This is a genomic window from Enterobacter cloacae complex sp. HYC042_NIDB (assembly GCF_056673315.1).
Genome location: NZ_CP109650.1, coordinates 823,959 through 842,154, shown reverse-complemented (window position 1 = coordinate 842,154; position 18,196 = coordinate 823,959). Strand labels below are relative to the sequence as shown.

Here is an 18,196-nt window from a genome sequence, read left to right as displayed (position 1 = left end):
TAGGATTGGCAATCATTATCATTTAGATTTCTATCTCAACTATGGCTACGCATACCGCACACATCGTTGAACCACTCCTCTGGCGAGCGCCCCTCACCAGCGGGAATGCGTCGCTTGCGGATGCCATACGGGACAAGATTGCTAAGACGCGCGCCCACCTGCTGGACTTTATCAGGCTTGATGAAGCGCCCCCGCACCACGCCATGACGCTCGCTGAGTGGCAGCAGCCCTCTACGCTGCAGTCGCTGCTTGCAACCTATTCCGACCATATCTATCGCAATCAGCCGAACCTAACGCGGGAAAATAAACCTCTGCTTTCCCTGTGGGCACAGTGGTATATCGGGCTGATGGTTCCCCCGCTCATGCTGGCGGTATTAACCCAAAAGAGCATGCTGGCGCTCTCCCCGGATCATTTTCACGTCGAGTTCCACGAAACTGGCCGAGCAGCCTGCTTCTGGATTGATCTGCACGAAGATCGCGGCGCAGAGCAGTTCTCTGCTCAGGAACGTCTGGAACAGCTTGTCATCCAGGCCCTGATCCCAGTGGTAGAGGCACTTGAAGCAACGGGCGAGATCAACGGGAAGCTTATCTGGAGTAATACCGGGTATTTAATTCACTGGTATTTAACAGAAATGAAGCCGCTGCTTGGCGATGAGAAAGTGGAGGCCCTGCGCCAGTCCTGCTTCTTTGCCAAACAGCTTTCCGATGGTCGCGATAATCCGTTATTCCGTACCGTTGTGCTCCGTGACGGGCTTCTGGTGCGTCGTACCTGCTGCCAGCGCTATCGCCTGCCGGACGTTAAGCAGTGCGGGGATTGCACGCTGAAGTAGTGCAGTGAATTGCCCGGTGACGCTTCGCTTACCGGGCCTACAAAAACCTCGACTCGTAGGCCGGGTAAGGCGCAGCCACCACCCGGCACAACGTCTTTAAGCCACCTGCTGATTGTCCTCTTCCCCATTACGCTGTGCTTCTTCCGCTTCCTGCTCCAGCAGCTGCTTCTCGTACACCTTGAAGAACGGGTAGTAGATGATTGCCGACACGCAGGCCAGAACCACAACCAGGATAGCCGCGCGGAAATCCCAGCCCAGGGCCCATGCTGCGCCTATCGGTGCCGGTGCCGTCCAGGGAACAACTGAAATAACACGACCAATCAGATCAAATGTCATCGCCGCCCAGGCCAGCACGGCGTTAACCATCGGGGCTAGCAGGAACGGAATAAAGAACACCGGGTTCATTACAATCGGCGTACCGAAGATAACGGGTTCATTGATGTTGAAGAAGCTGGGCACCACGCTCAATCGGCCAATAGAGCGTAAATGCGCTGAACGGCTGCGCAGATAGCAAATCACCAGACCCATCGTCGCACCCGACCCGCCAATCACGATAAAGAACGTCCAGAAGGCTTCCATAAAAATATGTGGCAGAGGATGGCCGGCAGCCAGCGCGGTCTGGTTCGCTCCGAGGTTAGTCAGCCAGAACATCTGCAGCATCCCGGAGACAATAGCCGCCCCGTGGATCCCGGCGAACCACAGCAAATGACCAATCAACACCGCCAGCAGGATCGCGGGCAGCGAATCCGCCGCGGAAACCAGAGGTTTGAAGATGGACATAATTGCCTGCGGGATCAGCATGTCAAACTGAGACTGAATCACCAGGCTCAGCGGATAAAGCGTTAACACCACCACCAGCACCGGAATCAGCAGGTCAAAGGAGTTTTTGATCATCGGCGGCACCTGGTCCGGCAGGCGAATACCGATGTTATGCGCCTTCAGGAAACGCATCATTTCAACGCAGTAAATCGCCACCAGAATGGCGGTAAAAATACCCGTTCCACCCAGGCTATCGACGGGAAGCGTGCCTTTGGTTTTCGGGGCGGCAACCAGCAGAAACGCCATCAGCGACAGCATGGCGCACATGAACGGATCCAGCTGGTGCGTTTTGACATAATGTTTGCCAAGGTTATAGGCGATGGCCGCGCAGATATAAATGGACATAATGCCCATCGTCATATCAAACGGCGTCAGGATCTGGCCTTCAAACTGCTTCGCCATATCCAGCCAGGCGCGCGCGAAACCCCAGGTGGTATCAGGCGAAAACGGCGGGTAAGCAAACACTAATAAAAATGAACCCACAATCATGAACGGCATCGCGGAGATGAACCCATCACGAATAGCCATGACATGACGCTGGGACGAGATCCGCCCGGCGATCGGGCTCACGTAATTTTCAACGAAACGGAATATCAGATTAAACGCAGCATGGTTGGCAGACATGATTGATCTCCTGTCAGACGTTTATTACAGGCGCGCTCGCGCCGCACGTTGTTCCATAAATCAGCTTCACAACCTTGCTGGCTTGCGTACCAGCGGTACTGCTCAGACGAAATGGTTTCATAATTGGCTCTTATTATTGGATACAGGGGACGTTACATACTCAGTATTAATCTACGCATCACGCTCTGCAACCGGTTACTGTAACCGGTTTCTGTGATTGTGAAGAGGATCCAGAAATCAGCCATCCTGGATATTTGTTACTTAAGAGATATTTACAGAGCATAAATTCTTATGACAGATTACGCAGGATATTTGTCAGGAGGAAACAATGAGTTTGCAGTCCGTACAGCAGTTTTTTGCCGACAACGCGCCGGAAATAGAGGTAATAGAACTTAGCCAGAGTACGGCTACCGTTGCGCTGGCTGCTGCCGCCCACCGTGTAGAGCCGGGACAAATCGCCAAAACCCTATCGTTGAAGGTTAAAAATGAGGTGATTCTGGTGGTGGCGAAGGGTGATGCGCGTCTGGATAATAAAAAACTGAAAGACACGTTTGGCGCGAAAGCACGCATGCTCAGCAGTGATGAAGTGGTTACCGTGACGGGTCATCCCGTTGGTGGCGTCTGCCCGTTTGGGCTTGAAAACCCACTTGCGGTTTACTGCGATATCTCTTTAAAACAATACGCTGAAGTGCTTCCCGCCGCTGGCGCTATCCATAGCGCCGTACGTATTTCTCCGGACAGAATGGCAGAGCTGACTTCAGCAAAGTGGGTTGATGTGTGCATCTGAATGGCGCGCCAGGGCATATCTGGCGCGCAAAAGGCACAGGTTACAAAAATGTCGGTTTGCTTAGCCCCACAGTTCTCGGTTCTCTAACCGGAAGATGGGTAAGAATATCCGCTGCATCAAGCAATCCTACGTCAGAATTCACCCCTAGCTTCACCATCGCATTAAACTTATGCGCGCGAATAGTCTTGATATTGCGTTCAAGCTGCGCCGCGATTTCGGGAATGGAATATCCGCATGACATATAACGTAAAATTGCTCTTTCCGTTGGGCTTAACATCCGGTTCTGACTGCAGTACCAGTGGTTAAGCATATTGTCATTAATGCGCAGCGTTTCGCTCAACAATACCACTAACTCCTTCAGCAGGTGTTCAAGGGTCACCGATTTACTGACCACACCGTGAAGACGTGAAGGCGAAAGATGGCTAATCAACCTCGCCTCCATCTCATCCGAGACCAGGATAATGCGCTGAATATGGCTATGCGTAAACGCGAGATCCCGCAGATGCGCCAGGCAGTTACGTCGTTCTTCTCGCGCATCGGAAAGCGAATAGATCAGCGAGAAAAAATTCACGTGTAGCAGTGCTTTCTTAAAGCCATCAAAATCATTAAACAGGTGCAGTTGATATTGGCTGAGTTCAGGCTGCGTAAAAAGATGCTGCAGCCCGACCGCACTCATCGAGCAATTTTCGATGATGGCGATATGTCTTGTTGAATCGGTTTTTTCCATTCCTCGAACTCTCCATAGGCTGACATTAAACTCAGCTCTCTCATTCCCTGTGTACTGTTGATCCAGGCGTACATATCGGCATTACTCCGCAATGAGAGCCTTCGCATCGCACTGTTTTTCTGCGCACTGATCGTTTTATTGCTCTTTTTAAGCAACGTAGCGATTTGGTTAATCCCCCACCCTTTGCCTAACAGGCGAAGCACCTTACGTTCTGAGTGCGTGAGCGCAATAAAGTGTTCGTCGTCATCCTCACTTTCCTCAGGTTCTGGGGTTAATAACGTCTGGCTTATCCGTTCTGCGCGTTCACTCCCTGCCCGGATAGCGTTAACGACACCTTCGATAGGTTCCATATCAGAAAGCAGCGTGCTTTCCGGCCGCATAAGCAGCTCAACGGCAATAGGGTAAAACGGCCGGGAGACCAAAAAGATCCAGTGGATTTCCCGGTACTGGTTCAGTAAGCGGTAATACTCTTCGAGCGTACCCCGTGGGTTCCTGTATTCGCCTGAAACGTCGGCGATAATCACATCTGCGCGGCGCAACTGAAGCAGGGTTAACTCCTGCAGTGAGCGGCAGTAGGTCAATTCAAAATCGGGGAAATGACGTGCCATCACGTCCCCTAACCCATTCTGCATGACGGGTATCCGGCTAATGACAACGCCATGCTTACCAGGCAACGACAACATAGACCCTCCGTGTCCATTTTCCTTCGGTGCGTCATGTAAAACGCACCAAGGTATAAATATTTTCTTCCCTGAGTATAAAAAGATTAATACAAGCAGAAGATGAGATATGTTCTTAGTTTAGGAAATGCCTAAAACAGCGCTAATATCTCATAAAGCGCAAATCAATTTAATTGTGCAGACATTAAAATAACAACAAAATAAAATTAGAATTTCTAAATACAAATATTTTATTATTTCAAATTAATAATTCATCGTATTAATAAATTAATCCTGTAAGTCGTCGTGACGAGGGGGGTAACTGTTTGCATAAACCTTGATCTGACCCACAGCAAGAGCCACTGCACTTTGTGCTAAAAGTAGGCATTACGGGCCAACCGGCAACTATTCACCTTATCTTCGGGATAATACATGCAGGCAGATCGGTCAACGCAGCGTGCTATCACGCGGCTCTGTATTCAGTGCGGTCTTTTTCTGCTCCAGCACGGCGCGGAAAGCGCGCTGGTCGAGGAGCTTTCAACCCGGCTGGGGCTGGCGCTGGGGATGGACAGCGTTGAGAGCGCTATCTCGTCCAACGCCATTGTGCTGACCACCATTAAAGACGGGCAGTGTCTTACGTCCACCCGTAAAAATCACGACCGCGGCATTAATATGCACGTTGTAACCGAGGTCCAGCACATCGTCATCCTGGCTGAGCATAAGCTTCTCGATCTCAAGGAGATTGAAAAACGTTTTAACCAAATCAAGCCATTACGTTATCCACGCTGGCTGGTCGTGCTCATGGTGGGGCTGTCATGCGCCTGTTTTTGTAAGCTCAATAAAGGCGGCTGGGACGGCGCGATCGTCACCTTTTTCGCCAGCAGCATCGCCATGTACGTGCGCCAGCTGCTGACGCACCGGCAGCTGCACCCACAAATTAACTTCTGCATTACCGCGTTTGTTGCCACTACGGTGTCTGGCCTGCTGCTGCGCCTGCCGCAGTTTGCCGCTACCCCGACGATTGCGATGGCCGCCAGCGTGCTTCTGCTGGTGCCGGGCTTCCCGCTGATTAACGCCGTTGCCGACATGTTTAAAGGGCACATCAATACCGGGCTGGCACGCTGGGCTATCGCCAGCCTGCTGACGCTGGCGACCTGCATCGGCGTGGTGATGGCGATGACGCTGTGGGGGTTACGAGGATGGGCGTAATAGATTTTCTGCTGGCGCTGGCACAGGACATGGCCCTGGCGGCCATTCCTGCCGTCGGCTTTGCGATGGTATTTAACGTTCCGCAACGCGCTCTGCCGTGGTGTGCGCTGCTGGGCGCAATTGGCCACGGCTCGCGAATGGTGATGATGACGGCGGGCTTTAACATCGAATGGTCGACGTTTATCGCCTCTATGCTGGTCGGCAGCATCGGTATTCAGTGGTCGCGCTGGTATCTGGCGCATCCGAAAGTGTTCACCGTCGCCGCCGTTATCCCGATGTTCCCCGGCATATCTGCCTATACGGCGATGATTTCCGCGGTGAAAATCAGCCATTTTGGCTACACCGAGCCGCAGATGATTCTTCTCCTTAGCAACTTTCTTAAGGCGTCCTCCATCGTCGGTGCGCTCTCTATCGGGCTGTCGATACCCGGGCTATGGCTCTACCGCAAACGCCCGCGCGTTTGATATTTGTGTTATTTCGCTGCCGTGGAGATAATCTTTCTGGTCCGTTTGGTAAAAATAAGGAAAGGATGTGGCTAACTCTGGCAGCGAACACCCCGATCACAGTGAAGAATCGAGCCTGAAAGAGAAAATTTTTCAGAGCGCTATCGCGCTGTTTGCCGAATTTGGACTGAATGGCGCCCGCATGGAGCAGATCGCGGAGAAAGCAGGTACCACCAAACGCATGGTCGTTTACCATTTTAAAAACAAAGAAAATCTCTACCTGCTCGTCCTGGAGTACGTTTACACCCAAATTCGCGCCAGTGAAAAGGCGCTTAGCCTGGCGGATATGCCTCCCGTCGAAGCGCTGGTCCATCTGGTTGAAGCCACCTTTGACTATCATGCCGACCACCCGGATTACATCCGTATTATCTGCATGGAAAACATGCAGCGCGGCCGTTTTATGCAGCAGTCAAACTATCTGCGGCAGGTCAACCGCAGCGCGCTCGACCTGCTGGAAGGTATCCTGCGCCGAGGCAAAGAAAAACAGCTTTTCAGCCAGACGGTTGACGCCCGCGACCTTCACCGTCTGATCAGCAGCTTCAGCTTTCACTACGTTGCCAACAGCTACACCTTCACCCTGCTGTTTGAAGAGGGTGCAGACGAGCAGGCCCAGCGCCAGCACTACCGTAAAATGGCCGTTCAGGTGGCGCTGCGTTATACCTGCCCCTAAAATTGCTTGCAATTAAATCGCGCACAATCTATATTCATTTCATGAACGCAAAAACGAACGACACGACCGCTGCGCTCCTGCTGGATAACCAGCTCTGTTTTGCCCTCTATTCGGCAAATCTGGCGCTTAATAAGCTGTACCGGCAACTGCTGGCGCCGCTAAACCTGACTTACCCGCAATATCTGGTGATGCTGGTGCTGTGGGAGCAGGATGACGTGACGGTGTCGGACATCGGTGAACGGCTGTTCCTTGACTCCGCAACGCTGACGCCGCTTCTGAAGCGTCTGGAAAGCGCAGGGCTAATCAACCGCCACCGCTCGCGTAAAGATGAACGTCAGGTCGCCATCACGCTGACTGAAGCCGGACGTGAACTTCAGCAGCAGGCACTGGGTATCCCACACGCGGTGGGGTGCGCCGCACAGTGTGATACCGACACCATGCTGGCGCTCAAGCAGCAGCTGGAACTTTTGCGACAACAGATTCAACGCGCGTAAGGCTATACTTTACGCGTTATTATTTACCCATATATATCGCACGCTATTTAATAGCACATACAAAAGTAAGATGAGGAACCTGCCATGTCTTTAGAAAAAGTTGTTTATACCGCCAAAGCAAAAGCCACCGGGGGCCGTGACGGCCGCGCGACCTCTTCCGATGGAGTTCTGGACGTTAAACTGGGCGTGCCCAAAGAGATGGGCGGTATGGGTGGAGAAGTCACGAACCCTGAGCAGCTGTTTGCTGCGGGTTACTCTGCCTGCTTCCTGGGCGCGATGAAGTTTGTGGCGGCTCGCGACAAATTTACCCTGCCAAAAGAAGCGTTTATTGAAGGCGAAGTGGGTATCGGCCCGCTGCCGACCGGTTTTGGTATCGAAGCAAAACTGAATATCCACGTTGAAGGTATGGATCCTGCGGAAGCCAAAAAGCTGGTCGATGCGGCGCATATCGTTTGCCCGTACTCTAACGCGACCCGTGGCAACATCGACGTGACCCTGAATATTATCGCGTGATAACTGCCTGATGGCGCTGCGCTTTTCAGGCCTACGACTGTAGCCCCGGTAAGCGCAGCGCCACCGGGGAAATCCCCTCCATCCCCTCCCCTCTCTGTGCTACCATAAGCCCATATCACGCCCGTAGTAATCAGTTGAGTAAGCGTTATGTCCTCCAGAATTCTGACCACCAGCATTGCTGGCATTGATGCCTTTATGCGCGACCCACGCGGTGTGTTGACCCACGCCGAAGGCGGCACGGTTGCGGTTTTTGCCGACAACGCGCCGGCGTTTTACGCAATCACGCCGGAACGTCTGGCGCAGCTTCTGGAGATCGAAGCGCAGATGTCACGTCCGGCAAGCGACGTCACGCTGGATAACCAGTTTTTTGAAGAACCGGTTAATACCCCGCTAACCGTTCCGATGGGCAAATTTGTCCTGTACGCGGGCTGGCAGCCTGACGCAGATTTTCAGCGGCAGGCAGCATTGTGGGGCATTGCGTTAACTCAGCCAGCCACCGCGGAAGAGCTCGCCGCGTTTATCGCCTGGTGGCAGGCGGAAGGCAAAGTGTTCACCCACATTCAGTGGCAGCAAAAGCTCGCGCGTCATCTTCAAATTACCCGCGCCAGTAACAATGGCCAGCCTAAGCGCGATATCAACACGTTTTCAGAACCGGATAAACAGATCCCAAGTGGATTCCGAGGTGCGAAATGAAGAACGTCGGCGACCTGATGAAACGTCTGCAAAAGATGATGCCAGCCAACGTGAAGCCCGCCTTCACCACGGGTGAAGAGCTGCTGGCGTGGCAAAAGGAGCAAGGTAAAATTCGTGCCGCCGCGCTCGCCCGCGAAAACCGGGCAATGAAAATGCAGCGCACCTTTAACCGCTCCGGTATTCGTCCCCTGCATCAGAACTGCTCGTTTGATAACTATAAAATTGAGACCAGCGGGCAGATGAACGCGCTCGCCGCCGCGCGTCAGTACGTGGATGAATTTGACGGCAATATCGCCAGCTTCATTTTTAGCGGCAAGCCGGGCACAGGTAAAAACCACCTCGCGGCCGCCATCTGCAACGAACTGCTTCTGCGCGGTAAATCGGTCCTCATCATCACCGTGGCCGATATCATGTCCGCCATGAAAGACACCTTCAGCAACCGTGAAACCAGCGAAGAGCAGCTTCTTAACGATCTGAGCAATGTCGATCTACTGGTCATCGACGAGATTGGCGTTCAGACCGAATCCCGTTATGAAAAGGTCATCATTAACCAGATAGTCGATCGCCGCTCTTCGTCCAAACGTCCCACCGGGATGCTGACGAACCACAACATTGACGAGATGACCCGCTTACTGGGTGAACGCGTCATGGACCGCATGAAGCTGGGCAACAGTCTGTATGTCATTTTCGACTGGGACAGTTACCGCAGCCGCGTCACCGGCAAAGAGTATTAAGACAGTTCCAGGAATCGCCAGCAGGGCGCAGGTATATACTGGAACCCCTTCCGGCCCAAAACGGACCTTTTTGAGAAAGCCATTATGAAAAAACAGATTCTTATCAGCACCTTTTTAGGCGCGCTGCTGGTTACCGGCGCAGCACAAGCGGCTTCGTGGCAGGAGTCCCTGTCAAGCGCCGCGAATGAGCTGACCAAAGAGAGCAGCAGCGCCCAGGGCGGGCTCTCGGCCTCTTCTCTCACCAGCCTGCTGAGCAACAGTTCCCAGAGCCTGAGCGCGGACACGATGAACAACGCGGCGGGGATTCTGGAATATTGCGCTAAGCAAAAGCTGGCCTCGGTGACCGACGCGCAAAACGTGAAAAACCAGGTGCTGGGTAAACTGGGTCTCGACACGCAGGAGCAAAAAGCGGACACCAGCTATATGGACGGCATTCAGGGCCTGCTTAACGCGCAAAACGGCCAACAGCTTAACCTGAGCACCCTCGGCAACTCCGCCCTGGCAAAACAGGTGAAAACCAAAGCCTGCGATCTGGTGCTGAAACAAGGCGTTAATTTCATCTCCTGATCCGCCCCATTTTCTGCCACAACACGCCGCGTTTAATGCGATAGGCTTGCATCGCGGCGTTAAACGAGCGTTTTTCCTACCTGCCACCGTCTCAGCGTCCGTTTGTCAGGATGCGACCATCCTCATAAAAACGATTTTATAAACCAAATCCTAACAACAGCACACTTTCGTGACACTAAAATTGCAGCTAAACGACATCGCCATTACATTGTCTTACCAAAAATAAACAGTTAGCCAGCGAAGCACCTGGCGTCATGAGGATATGCTGTTGTCAGAATTCATCTCTCTTATCCTTTTTCTGGCTTCCGTCGGCGTTTATGCCTGGAAAGCCGGCCGTAACACCTGGTGGTTTATCGCCACGCTGGTGGTGCTCGGCATTTTTATCGTTTTAAACATTACCTTATACGCCAGCGATTACTTCACCGGCGACGGCATTAACGATGCTGTGCTCTACACCCTGACGAACAGCCTGACGGGCGCGGGAGTAGGTAAATACATCCTTCCGGGGCTGGGACTGATCGTGGCGCTGGTGACGATTTTCGGCGCGCTCGCCTGGGTGCTGCGCCGCCGTCGCCATCTTCCTCACCATCATGGCTACAGCCTGCTGGCGCTTTTCCTGGCGCTGGCCTCCGTCGACGCCAGCCCCGCGTTTCATCAGATCACCGAGCTTGTAAAATCCCAGTCGCGCGACGGCGATCCGGACTTCGTGGCCTACTATAAAGAGCCGTCGAAAACGATCGCCAACCCGAAGCTCAACCTGGTCTACATCTACGGTGAAAGCCTGGAGCGCACCTACTTTGATAACGATGCGTTTCCGAACCTCACGCCGGAACTGGGCGCGCTGAAAAACGAAGGCCTCGATTTCAGCCACACCATGCAGTTACCCGGCACGGATTACACTATCGCCGGGATGGTGGCCTCCCAGTGCGGTATCCCGCTGTTCGCACCTTTTGAAGGCAACGCCTCCGCCTCGATGTCGACGTTCTTCCCGCAGAATATTTGCCTGGGCGATATCCTGAAAAACTCCGGCTATGAAAACTACTTTATGCAGGGAGCAAACCTGCGCTTTGCCGGAAAAGATGTGTTCCTGAAATCCCACGGTTTTGACCACCTGTATGGCTCAGAAGAGTTAAAAACGACGGTTGCCGATCCCACCTACCGCAACGACTGGGGCTTCTATGACGATACGGTGCTGGACGAAACCTGGAAGAAATTCGAGGAACTTTCCCGCGCCGGGAAGCGTTTTTCTCTCTTTGCGCTGACGGTAGATACGCACCATCCGGACGGGTTCGTCTCGCGCACCTGTAAGCGAAAAAGCTATGACGTGGACGGCAAAAACAACAAGTCTTTCAGCGCCGTGACCTGTAGCCAGGAGCACATCGCCGCGCTGGTCGAGAAAATCAAAGCCTCGCCGTGGTTTAAAAACACCGTCATCGTCGTATCGTCTGACCATCTGGCAATGAAAAACAGCGCGTGGGACCAGCTCAGCAAGCAGGATCGCAGCAATCTTTTCTTCGTGCTGCGCGGCGACCAGCCGCAGCAGGAGTTAATCGCCACCAAACGCAACTCCATGGATAACGGCGCAACCGTGCTGGACATTCTGGGGGGCGACAACTTTATTGGCCTCGGGCGCAGCACGCTGTCGGGGCAATCCCTGTCGGAAGTGTTCCTCAACATGAAGGAGAAAATCCTCGCCTGGAAGCCCGACATCATCCGCCTGTGGAATTTCCCGAAAGAGATGAAAGACTTCACCGTCGATCGGGATAAAAACACCGTTGCCTTCTCCGGCAGCAATTTCCGCCTGCCGCTGCTGGTGCGCGTGTCGGATAGTCGCGTCGAACCGCTGCCGGAAAGCGAGTATTCCGCGCCGCTGCGCTTCCAGCTGGCCGATTTCGCCCCTCGCGATAACTTCGTCTGGATTGACCGGTGTTACAAAATGGGTCAGCTCTGGTCGCAGCCGCTGGCGCTCTCTACGGACTGGTGCGTCTCTCAGGGCCAGCTTGGCGGGGAGCAAACCGTGCAGCATGTCGACAAAGCCCAGTGGAAAGGCAAAACCGCCTTTAAAGATACGGTGATTGATACGGCTCGCTATCAGCACAACATCGACATGCTGAAAATCGTCGACAACGACATCCGCTATAAAGCGGACAGCTTTATCTTTAACGTGGCCGGCGCGCCCGAAGAGGTGAAGCAGTTTAGCGGCATCTCCCGTCCGGAGTCGTGGGGACGCTGGTCAAACGCGCAGCTGGGTAACGAGGTGAAAATTGAGTACACCCATCCGCTGCCGGAGCAATTTGATCTGGTGATCACGGCCAGGGCGTACGGGCCTAACGCGAATAAACCTGTACCGGTGCGCGTGGGCGATCAAGAGCAGACGCTTACGCTTGGAAATGACGTAAGCACTCACACCCTGCATTTTGAGAATCCATCGCGCAGCAGTACCCTGGTGATTGTGCCGCCAGACCCGCAGTCCACCAATGAAGGAAATATTCTCGGCCATTCACCGCGCCAGCTCGGGATCGGCATGGTTGAAATTAAAATTGTGAGTCGCGCAGGCTAATGGTCGCCCTTAACCTCACCGTTCGGCCCACACATTCCGACGACGTTGCCGCCCTGCCCGCCATTGAGCGCGCGGCGGGAGAGCGTTTTCGTGACTACCCCGACCTCGCCTGGCTTGCCGATGGCGAGGTCATTTCCGCTGTACAGCATCTCGGCTATGCCGAACGGGGGCTAAGCTGGCTGGCGCTGGCGAACGACCGTCCCGTGGGGTTTATCCTCACTGAAGCGCACCCTACGTCGCTGTTTATTGTGGAGCTCTCGGTCGATCTGGCCTGGCAGGGAAAAGGGATCGGTCGGCAGCTCATCGCCTGTGCGGCTGACCATGCCCGCCAAATGGGGCTGAGATCGCTGACGTTGACGACGTTCCGGGACGTGCCGTGGAATGCGCCCTTCTATGCGCGGCTGGGGTTTGAAATGATGACGAGGCTGACGTCTGAATTGCGTGAAAAACGCGAAGAAGAGACGGCGCACGGTTTAGCGTATGACTCCCGCTGCGCCATGCGCCTGCCGCTTTGATATCGCCCGGTGGCGCTTCGCTTACCGGGCCTACAACAAGCTTCCGTTGGCCGGGTAAGGCGTAGCCGCCACCCGGCACAACGCGCTGGATCAGAACGTTTCCCAGTTATCGCCCGCGTCCGCCGTCGCGACTTTACGCGACATCACCGGCGCGGCAACGCTTTTCGCGGCAGCGAACTCGCGCGCCTTCATCTGCTCCTGTTGAATGCGGAACACTGCCACGGCCTGCGTCAGACGGCTCGCCTGCTCTTCCAGCGCCGCCGCCGCTGCGGCTGACTCTTCCACCAACGAGGCGTTCTGCTGGGTCACGCGGTCCATCTCTGCCACCGCCAGGCCCACCTGGTCGATACCGCGGCTCTGCTCGTCGGACGCAGAGGCAATCTCGCCCATGATATCGGTCACGCGGGTCACCGCGTTCACGATCTCACCCATGGTTTCACCGGCGCTTTCCACCAGCGTTGAACCCACTTCCACGCGTCCCACGGAGTCTTCAATCAGGCTCTTGATCTCACGTGCTGCCTGAGCGCTGCGCTGGGCCAGGTTACGCACTTCCCCTGCCACCACCGCAAATCCACGGCCCTGTTCGCCCGCACGCGCCGCTTCTACCGCCGCGTTCAGCGCCAGAATGTTGGTCTGGAAGGCAATGCCGTCGATCACGCTGATGATATCGGCAATTTTCTGCGAACTGCCCGCGATGTCACGCATGGTTTGCACCACGTTGTCCACCACCTTGCCACCCTTCTGCGCGGTTTCAGACGCGCTTAGCGCCAGGTGGCTCGCCTGACGGGCGTTCTCGGCGTTCTGCTTAACGGTCGCCGTCAGCTGCTCCATGCTGGCAGCGGTCTCTTCCAGAGAAGCGGCCTGCTGTTCAGTACGGGAAGAGAGGTCGTTATTGCCCATCGCGATTTCGCTCGCGCCGCTATAGATAGCGTTCGCGCCGTTACGCACGTCGCCCACGGTACGCACCAGTTCGCCCTGCATATGACGCAGCGAGTCGGCCAGTTCGCCCATCTCGTTAGAGCCTTCCACGTCGATGCGCTTCACCAGGTCGCCGCTGGCGATGTGGCGGATATTGTCAATGAGACGCGTCAGCGGAGAGATCAGCGCCTGCTTGATACCCAGCCAGACGGCCACGATCACCACCAGCACGGCAACCAGCACGCTGATCAGCACCCAGATAGCCTGAGTGTAAGAGCTGTTGCTGTCTTCAACCGCCATCTGGTAAAGCTTGTCGTTCTGCTGCAGGTAGCTCACGTACTGCTTCTCGAATCCATCCTGGTAGCTCTGGGTCGGCTGGTCGAAGAAGGCGTTGATTTTGCCCGCCCCCAGCAGCTGAATTAGCTCAGCCAGCGCACCGTGGTAAATATCGTAGTTACGTTTAATTTCCAGCGCAGCGGCGTCGCTCTGACGCGGGTCGCGCGGCAGGGCTTCATAGTCAGCCCAGTTTTTTTCCGCCTGTTTCAGCGAGGCAGACGCAATCTGCATCAGATCGTTAACGGTCGCGCCGCTGCCGATATTGTTCTGATCCATCATGTAGCGGATGCCCGCGCGGTTCAGGGTATTACGGGTTTGCAGCAGCGCAACCCAGCTCCCGTTAAGGGTGGATTGTTGCTGACGAATGGTTTGCAGGACGGTGAAATTCTCTTTGTCATTCTTCAGAGCATTAAAGAAAAGACCACCGGATGTGAGTTGTAAAAGGCCAAATATCGCTAAAACCAGCATTAAGCTGGTGACAATCTTGATACGGTTTAACATGTTTTCTCTTTCCTCAGACAGATACAGAATTTTCGGCCTGGAAAGGGAAAACTTTACGAAAATCATCCTGGAATTTGTGGTTTTTACTCTTCTTCCCGCGCTGCGTTATGCCGGTTTCCGAGTTCAATAAACTCTTCCAGCAGCGCCGTCAGCTGCTTCATCTTCTCCGGGGTGTATTCCGCCTCAATCTGCTGATACGCCTCTTCCACCTGCGCCTGGGCGTGCTCGTACAGCGCATTTCCCTCTTTGGTCAGCGACACGTACAGCTTGCGCTGGTCGTTCACCGGCTTTAAGCGCAGCACCAGGCCGTCGCGCTCCATGCGCGTCAGAATGCCGGTCAGGCTCGGGCGCAGAATACAGGTGCGAAACGCCAGATCGTGAAAATCCATCGACGGATGTTCAGCCAGCACGCGCACGATGCGCCACTGCTGCTCGGTGAGGTTATGCCGCTTCACAATCGGACGGAAGTACGACATCGCCGCTTCCCGCGCCTGCAAAAGCGCGATGGTTAATGAATCATGCATAGCCTCTCCCCTTCACATCATTAACAAGTAAACGATTCATAAAAGATGTTTTTATAAACAACGCGTTTCCTGCCAGAAAGTCTAACAGAAACCATTCTGTTTTATTAAGCACCTGATTTACATAACATTAAAAACCAAAATGTAAATTTATTGTTATTCATATCACAAATTCTTCACTTCTGATTGCGAAATAAACAGCAAAAGCATAAAAACAGATCATTAACATATTAATGAAATCATAACCCGGACCGTCGGGGTGAGGAGTAGGTGAATGAAAGATACCGTATTTGCCGTCGCGCTGAACCACCAGAGTCAGCAAGAAGCCTGGGCTGAGGCGTTTGAAAAAGCCCCTTACAACACGCCGCCAAAAACGCCGGTGTGGTTTATCAAACCGCACAACACGGTGATTCGCGCGGGCGAGCCCATTCCTTTCCCGCAGGGGGAAACGGTGTTAAGCGGCGCGACGGTGGCGCTGGTTGTGGGTAAAACCGCCAGCAGGGTGCGCGTAGAGGACGCCGCAGCCTACATCGCCGGGTACGCGCTGGCCAACGAGGTGAGCCTGCCGGAAGAGAGCTTCTACCGTCCGGCCATTAAGGCCAAATGCCGGGACGGCTTTTGCCCGCTTGGCGAGCTGGCCGCCGTTGATAACGTCGACAACCTGACCATCATCACCGAGATCAACGGCCGCGAAGCGGACCACTGGAACACCGCCGATCTGCAGCGCAGCGCCGCCGAACTGCTGAGCGCCCTGAGCGAATTCGCCACCCTCAATCCCGGCGATACGATATTGCTCGGCACGCCGCAAAGCCGCGTGGAGATCCGCCCGGGCGATCGGGTACGCATTCTTGCAGAAGGTTTCCCGCCGCTGGAAAACCCGGTGGTGAACGAGCGCGACGTCGCCCTTTCCCACCGCACGCCTGAACACGCCACGCTGTTCGCCCTCGGTCTTAACTACGCCGATCATGCCAGCGAGCTGGACTTCAAGCCGCCCACCGAGCCGCTGGTGTTTATCAAAGCGCCGAACACCTTCAATGGCGACAACCAGACCTCGGTGCGCCCGAACAATATCGAATACATGCACTACGAGGCGGAGCTGGTGGTGGTCATCGGTAAAACCGCGCGTAAGGTGAGCGAAGCCGAAGCGATGGAGTATGTCGCGGGCTACACGGTCTGCAACGACTACGCCATCCGCGACTACCTGGAAAATTACTACCGCCCGAACCTGCGGGTCAAAAGCCGCGACGGATTAACCCCCATCAGCCCGAACATCGTGCCGAAAGAAGCCATTCCTGATCCGCATAACTTAACCCTGCGCACCTTCGTCAACGGCGAACTGCGTCAGGAAGGCACCACCGCCGATCTCATTTTCAGCATTCCTTACCTGATTGCGTATCTGAGCGATTTTATGACCCTACAGCCGGGCGACATGATCGCCACCGGCACGCCGAAGGGGCTGTCCGATGTGGTGCCGGGCGATGAAGTGGTGGTGGAAGTGGAAGGCGTGGGCCGCCTGGTGAACCGGATTGTCAGCGAGGAGACTGCAAAATGAAAAAGATTAACCACTGGATCAACGGTAAAAACGTCGCCGGAAGCGAGTACTTCCATACCACTAACCCGGCCTCCGGCGAGGTATTAGCGGAAGTCGCCTCCGGCGGTGAAGCGGAAATTCATCAGGCCGTTGCCGCCGCTAAAGAGGCGTTCCCGAAATGGGCCAACCTGCCGATGAAGGAGCGCGCGCGCCTGATGCGTCGCCTGGGGGATCTGATCGACCAGAACGTGCCCGAGATCGCCGCCATGGAAACCGCCGACACCGGCCTGCCGATCCACCAGACCAAAAATGTGCTCATCCCGCGCGCCTCGCACAACTTCGAGTTCTTCGCCGAGGTGTGCCAGCAGATGAACGGCAAAACTTACCCGGTCGACGACAAAATGCTCAACTACACGCTGGTGCAGCCGGTGGGCGTCTGCGCGCTGGTGTCGCCGTGGAACGTGCCGTTTATGACCGCCACCTGGAAGGTCGCGCCGTGCCTGGCGCTGGGCAACACCGCGGTACTGAAGATGTCTGAACTCTCGCCGCTGACCGCCGACCGTCTGGGCGAGCTGGCGCTGGAGGCGGGCATTCCGGCGGGCGTGCTGAACGTGGTGCAGGGCTACGGGGCGACGGCAGGCGACGCGCTGGTGCGCCACCACGACGTGCGCGCCGTCTCCTTCACCGGTGGCACCGCCACCGGGCGCAACATTATGAAAAACGCCGGGCTGAAGAAATATTCCATGGAGCTGGGCGGCAAATCCCCGGTGCTGATTTTTGAAGATGCGGACATCGAGCGCGCGCTGGACGCCGCGCTGTTCACCATCTTCTCCATCAACGGGGAGCGCTGCACCGCGGGCTCGCGCATCTTCATCCAGCAGAGCATTTACCCGGAGTTCGTCAAACGCTTCGCCGAACGCGCCAATCGCCTGCGCGTGGGCGATCCGACCGATCCGAACACCCAGATTGGCGCGCTCATCAGCCAGCAGCACTGGGAGAAAGTCTCCGGCTATATCCGCCTCGGCATCGAGGAAGGCGCCACCCTGCTGGCGGGCGGCCCGGACAAACCGACCGATCTGCCTGCACACCTGAAAGGCGGCAACTTCCTGCGCCCGACGGTGCTGGCGGACGTCGACAACCGCATGCGCGTGGCGCAGGAGGAGATCTTCGGGCCGGTGGCCTGCCTGCTGCCGTTTAAGGACGAAGCGGAAGGGCTGCGGCTGGCCAACGACGTGGAGTACGGCCTGGCGTCATACATCTGGACCCAGGACGTCAGCAAGGTGCTCCGTCTGGCGCGCAACATTGAAGCGGGCATGGTGTTCGTCAACACCCAGAACGTGCGCGACCTGCGCCAGCCGTTTGGCGGCGTGAAGGCCTCCGGCACCGGGCGCGAGGGCGGCGAGTACAGCTTTGAAGTGTTCGCGGAGATGAAGAACGTCTGCATCTCCATGGGCGACCATCCGATTCCAAAATGGGGGATCTGAC

The 18,196-nt window shown here is 55.3% G+C and carries 19 protein-coding genes; 14 read left to right on the top strand and 5 right to left on the bottom strand.

Features of this window, described 5'->3' with window-relative positions; translation table 11 throughout:
- Window positions 1-41: 41 nt before the first annotated feature.
- Window positions 42-830 (top strand): siderophore-iron reductase FhuF, encoded by a 789-nt coding sequence (gene fhuF, locus OKF39_RS04035; protein WP_479983505.1) that lies wholly within the window; start codon window positions 42-44, stop codon window positions 828-830.
- Between the two features lie 96 nt (window positions 831-926).
- On the opposite strand, the gene OKF39_RS04030 is transcribed toward fhuF, so the two are convergent.
- Entirely contained in the window at window positions 927-2,273 is a 1,347-nt protein-coding gene (locus OKF39_RS04030) for a PTS sugar transporter subunit IIC (RefSeq protein WP_028015425.1), read from the bottom strand.
- 328 nt (window positions 2,274-2,601) lie between these two features.
- Between OKF39_RS04030 and OKF39_RS04025 the strand changes: the two genes are divergently transcribed.
- The gene (locus tag OKF39_RS04025; RefSeq protein ID WP_023331967.1) at window positions 2,602-3,060 is read left to right on the top strand and encodes a YbaK/EbsC family protein; all 459 of its coding nucleotides are present in this window, start codon (window positions 2,602-2,604) and stop codon (window positions 3,058-3,060) included.
- Window positions 3,061-3,100: 40 nt separating this feature from the next.
- Here the strand turns inward: OKF39_RS04025 and bglJ are convergent, their stop codons facing one another.
- A complete protein-coding gene (gene bglJ, locus OKF39_RS04020) occupies window positions 3,101-3,736 on the bottom strand; it encodes a DNA-binding transcriptional activator BglJ (RefSeq protein WP_479983794.1) in 636 nt (211 codons plus the stop codon).
- Window positions 3,733-4,470 (bottom strand): helix-turn-helix transcriptional regulator, encoded by a 738-nt coding sequence (locus tag OKF39_RS04015; protein WP_041911300.1) that lies wholly within the window; start codon window positions 4,468-4,470, stop codon window positions 3,733-3,735. The genes bglJ and OKF39_RS04015 overlap by 4 nt, the downstream gene beginning before the upstream one ends.
- 408 nt (window positions 4,471-4,878) lie before the next feature.
- Here OKF39_RS04015 and OKF39_RS04010 point away from each other — a divergent pair, with 408 nt between their 5' ends.
- The 10 genes from OKF39_RS04010 (at window position 4,879) to OKF39_RS03965 (ending at window position 12,904) form a co-directional block, all read left to right on the top strand.
- A complete protein-coding gene (locus tag OKF39_RS04010) occupies window positions 4,879-5,655 on the top strand; it encodes a threonine/serine exporter family protein (RefSeq protein WP_028015422.1) in 777 nt (258 codons plus the stop codon).
- On the top strand, window positions 5,646-6,119 hold the full coding sequence (locus OKF39_RS04005) for a threonine/serine exporter (protein ID WP_041911301.1): 474 nt from the start codon (window positions 5,646-5,648) through the stop codon (window positions 6,117-6,119). Before OKF39_RS04010 ends, OKF39_RS04005 begins: the two co-directional genes overlap by 10 nt.
- 67 nt (window positions 6,120-6,186) lie before the next feature.
- Complete coding sequence (locus OKF39_RS04000) at window positions 6,187-6,828, top strand: TetR/AcrR family transcriptional regulator (RefSeq protein ID WP_028015420.1); 642 nt, start codon at window positions 6,187-6,189, stop codon at window positions 6,826-6,828.
- A gap of 41 nt (window positions 6,829-6,869) precedes the next feature.
- Window positions 6,870-7,322 carry a MarR family winged helix-turn-helix transcriptional regulator gene (locus OKF39_RS03995; RefSeq protein ID WP_479983504.1) on the top strand — a complete coding sequence of 151 codons (453 nt, stop codon included), beginning with the start codon at window positions 6,870-6,872 and terminating at the stop codon, window positions 7,320-7,322.
- Window positions 7,323-7,406: 84 nt separating this feature from the next.
- Window positions 7,407-7,835 carry an organic hydroperoxide resistance protein gene (locus OKF39_RS03990; RefSeq protein WP_013095463.1) on the top strand — a complete coding sequence of 143 codons (429 nt, stop codon included), beginning with the start codon at window positions 7,407-7,409 and terminating at the stop codon, window positions 7,833-7,835.
- Window positions 7,836-7,982: 147 nt separating this feature from the next.
- Window positions 7,983-8,528 (top strand): primosomal protein DnaT, encoded by a 546-nt coding sequence (gene dnaT, locus OKF39_RS03985; protein WP_028015418.1) that lies wholly within the window; start codon window positions 7,983-7,985, stop codon window positions 8,526-8,528.
- Complete coding sequence (gene dnaC / locus OKF39_RS03980; RefSeq protein WP_028015417.1) at window positions 8,525-9,262, top strand: replicative helicase loader DnaC; 738 nt, start codon at window positions 8,525-8,527, stop codon at window positions 9,260-9,262. Before dnaT ends, dnaC begins: the two co-directional genes overlap by 4 nt.
- Window positions 9,263-9,346: 84 nt before the next feature.
- Window positions 9,347-9,829, top strand: a complete 483-nt coding sequence (locus OKF39_RS03975) for a YjjA family protein (RefSeq protein WP_063438159.1) — start codon at window positions 9,347-9,349, stop codon at window positions 9,827-9,829.
- A 268-nt stretch (window positions 9,830-10,097) separates the two neighbouring features.
- A complete protein-coding gene (opgB, locus tag OKF39_RS03970; RefSeq protein ID WP_048959805.1) occupies window positions 10,098-12,389 on the top strand; it encodes a phosphatidylglycerol--membrane-oligosaccharide glycerophosphotransferase in 2,292 nt (763 codons plus the stop codon).
- Entirely contained in the window at window positions 12,389-12,904 is a 516-nt protein-coding gene (locus tag OKF39_RS03965; protein WP_479983503.1) for a GNAT family N-acetyltransferase, read from the top strand. Before opgB ends, OKF39_RS03965 begins: the two co-directional genes overlap by 1 nt.
- 90 nt (window positions 12,905-12,994) lie before the next feature.
- On the opposite strand, the gene tsr is transcribed toward OKF39_RS03965, so the two are convergent.
- Complete coding sequence (tsr, locus tag OKF39_RS03960; RefSeq protein ID WP_028015406.1) at window positions 12,995-14,659, bottom strand: methyl-accepting chemotaxis protein; 1,665 nt, start codon at window positions 14,657-14,659, stop codon at window positions 12,995-12,997.
- Window positions 14,660-14,742: 83 nt separating this feature from the next.
- Entirely contained in the window at window positions 14,743-15,183 is a 441-nt protein-coding gene (hpaR, locus tag OKF39_RS03955; protein ID WP_023334396.1) for a homoprotocatechuate degradation operon regulator HpaR, read from the bottom strand.
- A 271-nt stretch (window positions 15,184-15,454) separates the two neighbouring features.
- Here hpaR and hpaG point away from each other — a divergent pair, with 271 nt between their 5' ends.
- A complete protein-coding gene (hpaG, locus tag OKF39_RS03950) occupies window positions 15,455-16,732 on the top strand; it encodes a 4-hydroxyphenylacetate degradation bifunctional isomerase/decarboxylase (protein WP_479983502.1) in 1,278 nt (425 codons plus the stop codon).
- Window positions 16,729-18,195 (top strand): 5-carboxymethyl-2-hydroxymuconate semialdehyde dehydrogenase, encoded by a 1,467-nt coding sequence (gene hpaE, locus OKF39_RS03945; protein ID WP_045400869.1) that lies wholly within the window; start codon window positions 16,729-16,731, stop codon window positions 18,193-18,195. The genes hpaG and hpaE overlap by 4 nt, the downstream gene beginning before the upstream one ends.
- Window position 18,196 lies beyond the last annotated feature (1 nt).

Coding starts and splice junctions, on each gene's coding strand:
- tsr (WP_028015406.1), bottom strand. CDS start 14,659: ATGTTAAACCGTATCAAGATTGTCACCAGCTTAATGCTGGTTTTAGCG.
- hpaR (WP_023334396.1), bottom strand. CDS start 15,183: ATGCATGATTCATTAACCATCGCGCTTTTGCAGGCGCGGGAAGCGGCG.
- OKF39_RS04015 (WP_041911300.1), bottom strand. CDS start 4,470: ATGTTGTCGTTGCCTGGTAAGCATGGCGTTGTCATTAGCCGGATACCC.
- bglJ (WP_479983794.1), bottom strand. CDS start 3,736: ATGAGTGCGGTCGGGCTGCAGCATCTTTTTACGCAGCCTGAACTCAGC.
- OKF39_RS04030 (WP_028015425.1), bottom strand. CDS start 2,273: ATGTCTGCCAACCATGCTGCGTTTAATCTGATATTCCGTTTCGTTGAA.
- hpaE (WP_045400869.1), top strand. CDS start 16,729: ATGAAAAAGATTAACCACTGGATCAACGGTAAAAACGTCGCCGGAAGC.
- OKF39_RS03990 (WP_013095463.1), top strand. CDS start 7,407: ATGTCTTTAGAAAAAGTTGTTTATACCGCCAAAGCAAAAGCCACCGGG.
- OKF39_RS03965 (WP_479983503.1), top strand. CDS start 12,389: ATGGTCGCCCTTAACCTCACCGTTCGGCCCACACATTCCGACGACGTT.
- fhuF (WP_479983505.1), top strand. CDS start 42: ATGGCTACGCATACCGCACACATCGTTGAACCACTCCTCTGGCGAGCG.
- OKF39_RS04005 (WP_041911301.1), top strand. CDS start 5,646: ATGGGCGTAATAGATTTTCTGCTGGCGCTGGCACAGGACATGGCCCTG.
- hpaG (WP_479983502.1), top strand. CDS start 15,455: ATGAAAGATACCGTATTTGCCGTCGCGCTGAACCACCAGAGTCAGCAA.
- OKF39_RS03975 (WP_063438159.1), top strand. CDS start 9,347: ATGAAAAAACAGATTCTTATCAGCACCTTTTTAGGCGCGCTGCTGGTT.
- dnaT (WP_028015418.1), top strand. CDS start 7,983: ATGTCCTCCAGAATTCTGACCACCAGCATTGCTGGCATTGATGCCTTT.
- OKF39_RS04010 (WP_028015422.1), top strand. CDS start 4,879: ATGCAGGCAGATCGGTCAACGCAGCGTGCTATCACGCGGCTCTGTATT.
- OKF39_RS04025 (WP_023331967.1), top strand. CDS start 2,602: ATGAGTTTGCAGTCCGTACAGCAGTTTTTTGCCGACAACGCGCCGGAA.
- OKF39_RS03995 (WP_479983504.1), top strand. CDS start 6,870: ATGAACGCAAAAACGAACGACACGACCGCTGCGCTCCTGCTGGATAAC.
- dnaC (WP_028015417.1), top strand. CDS start 8,525: ATGAAGAACGTCGGCGACCTGATGAAACGTCTGCAAAAGATGATGCCA.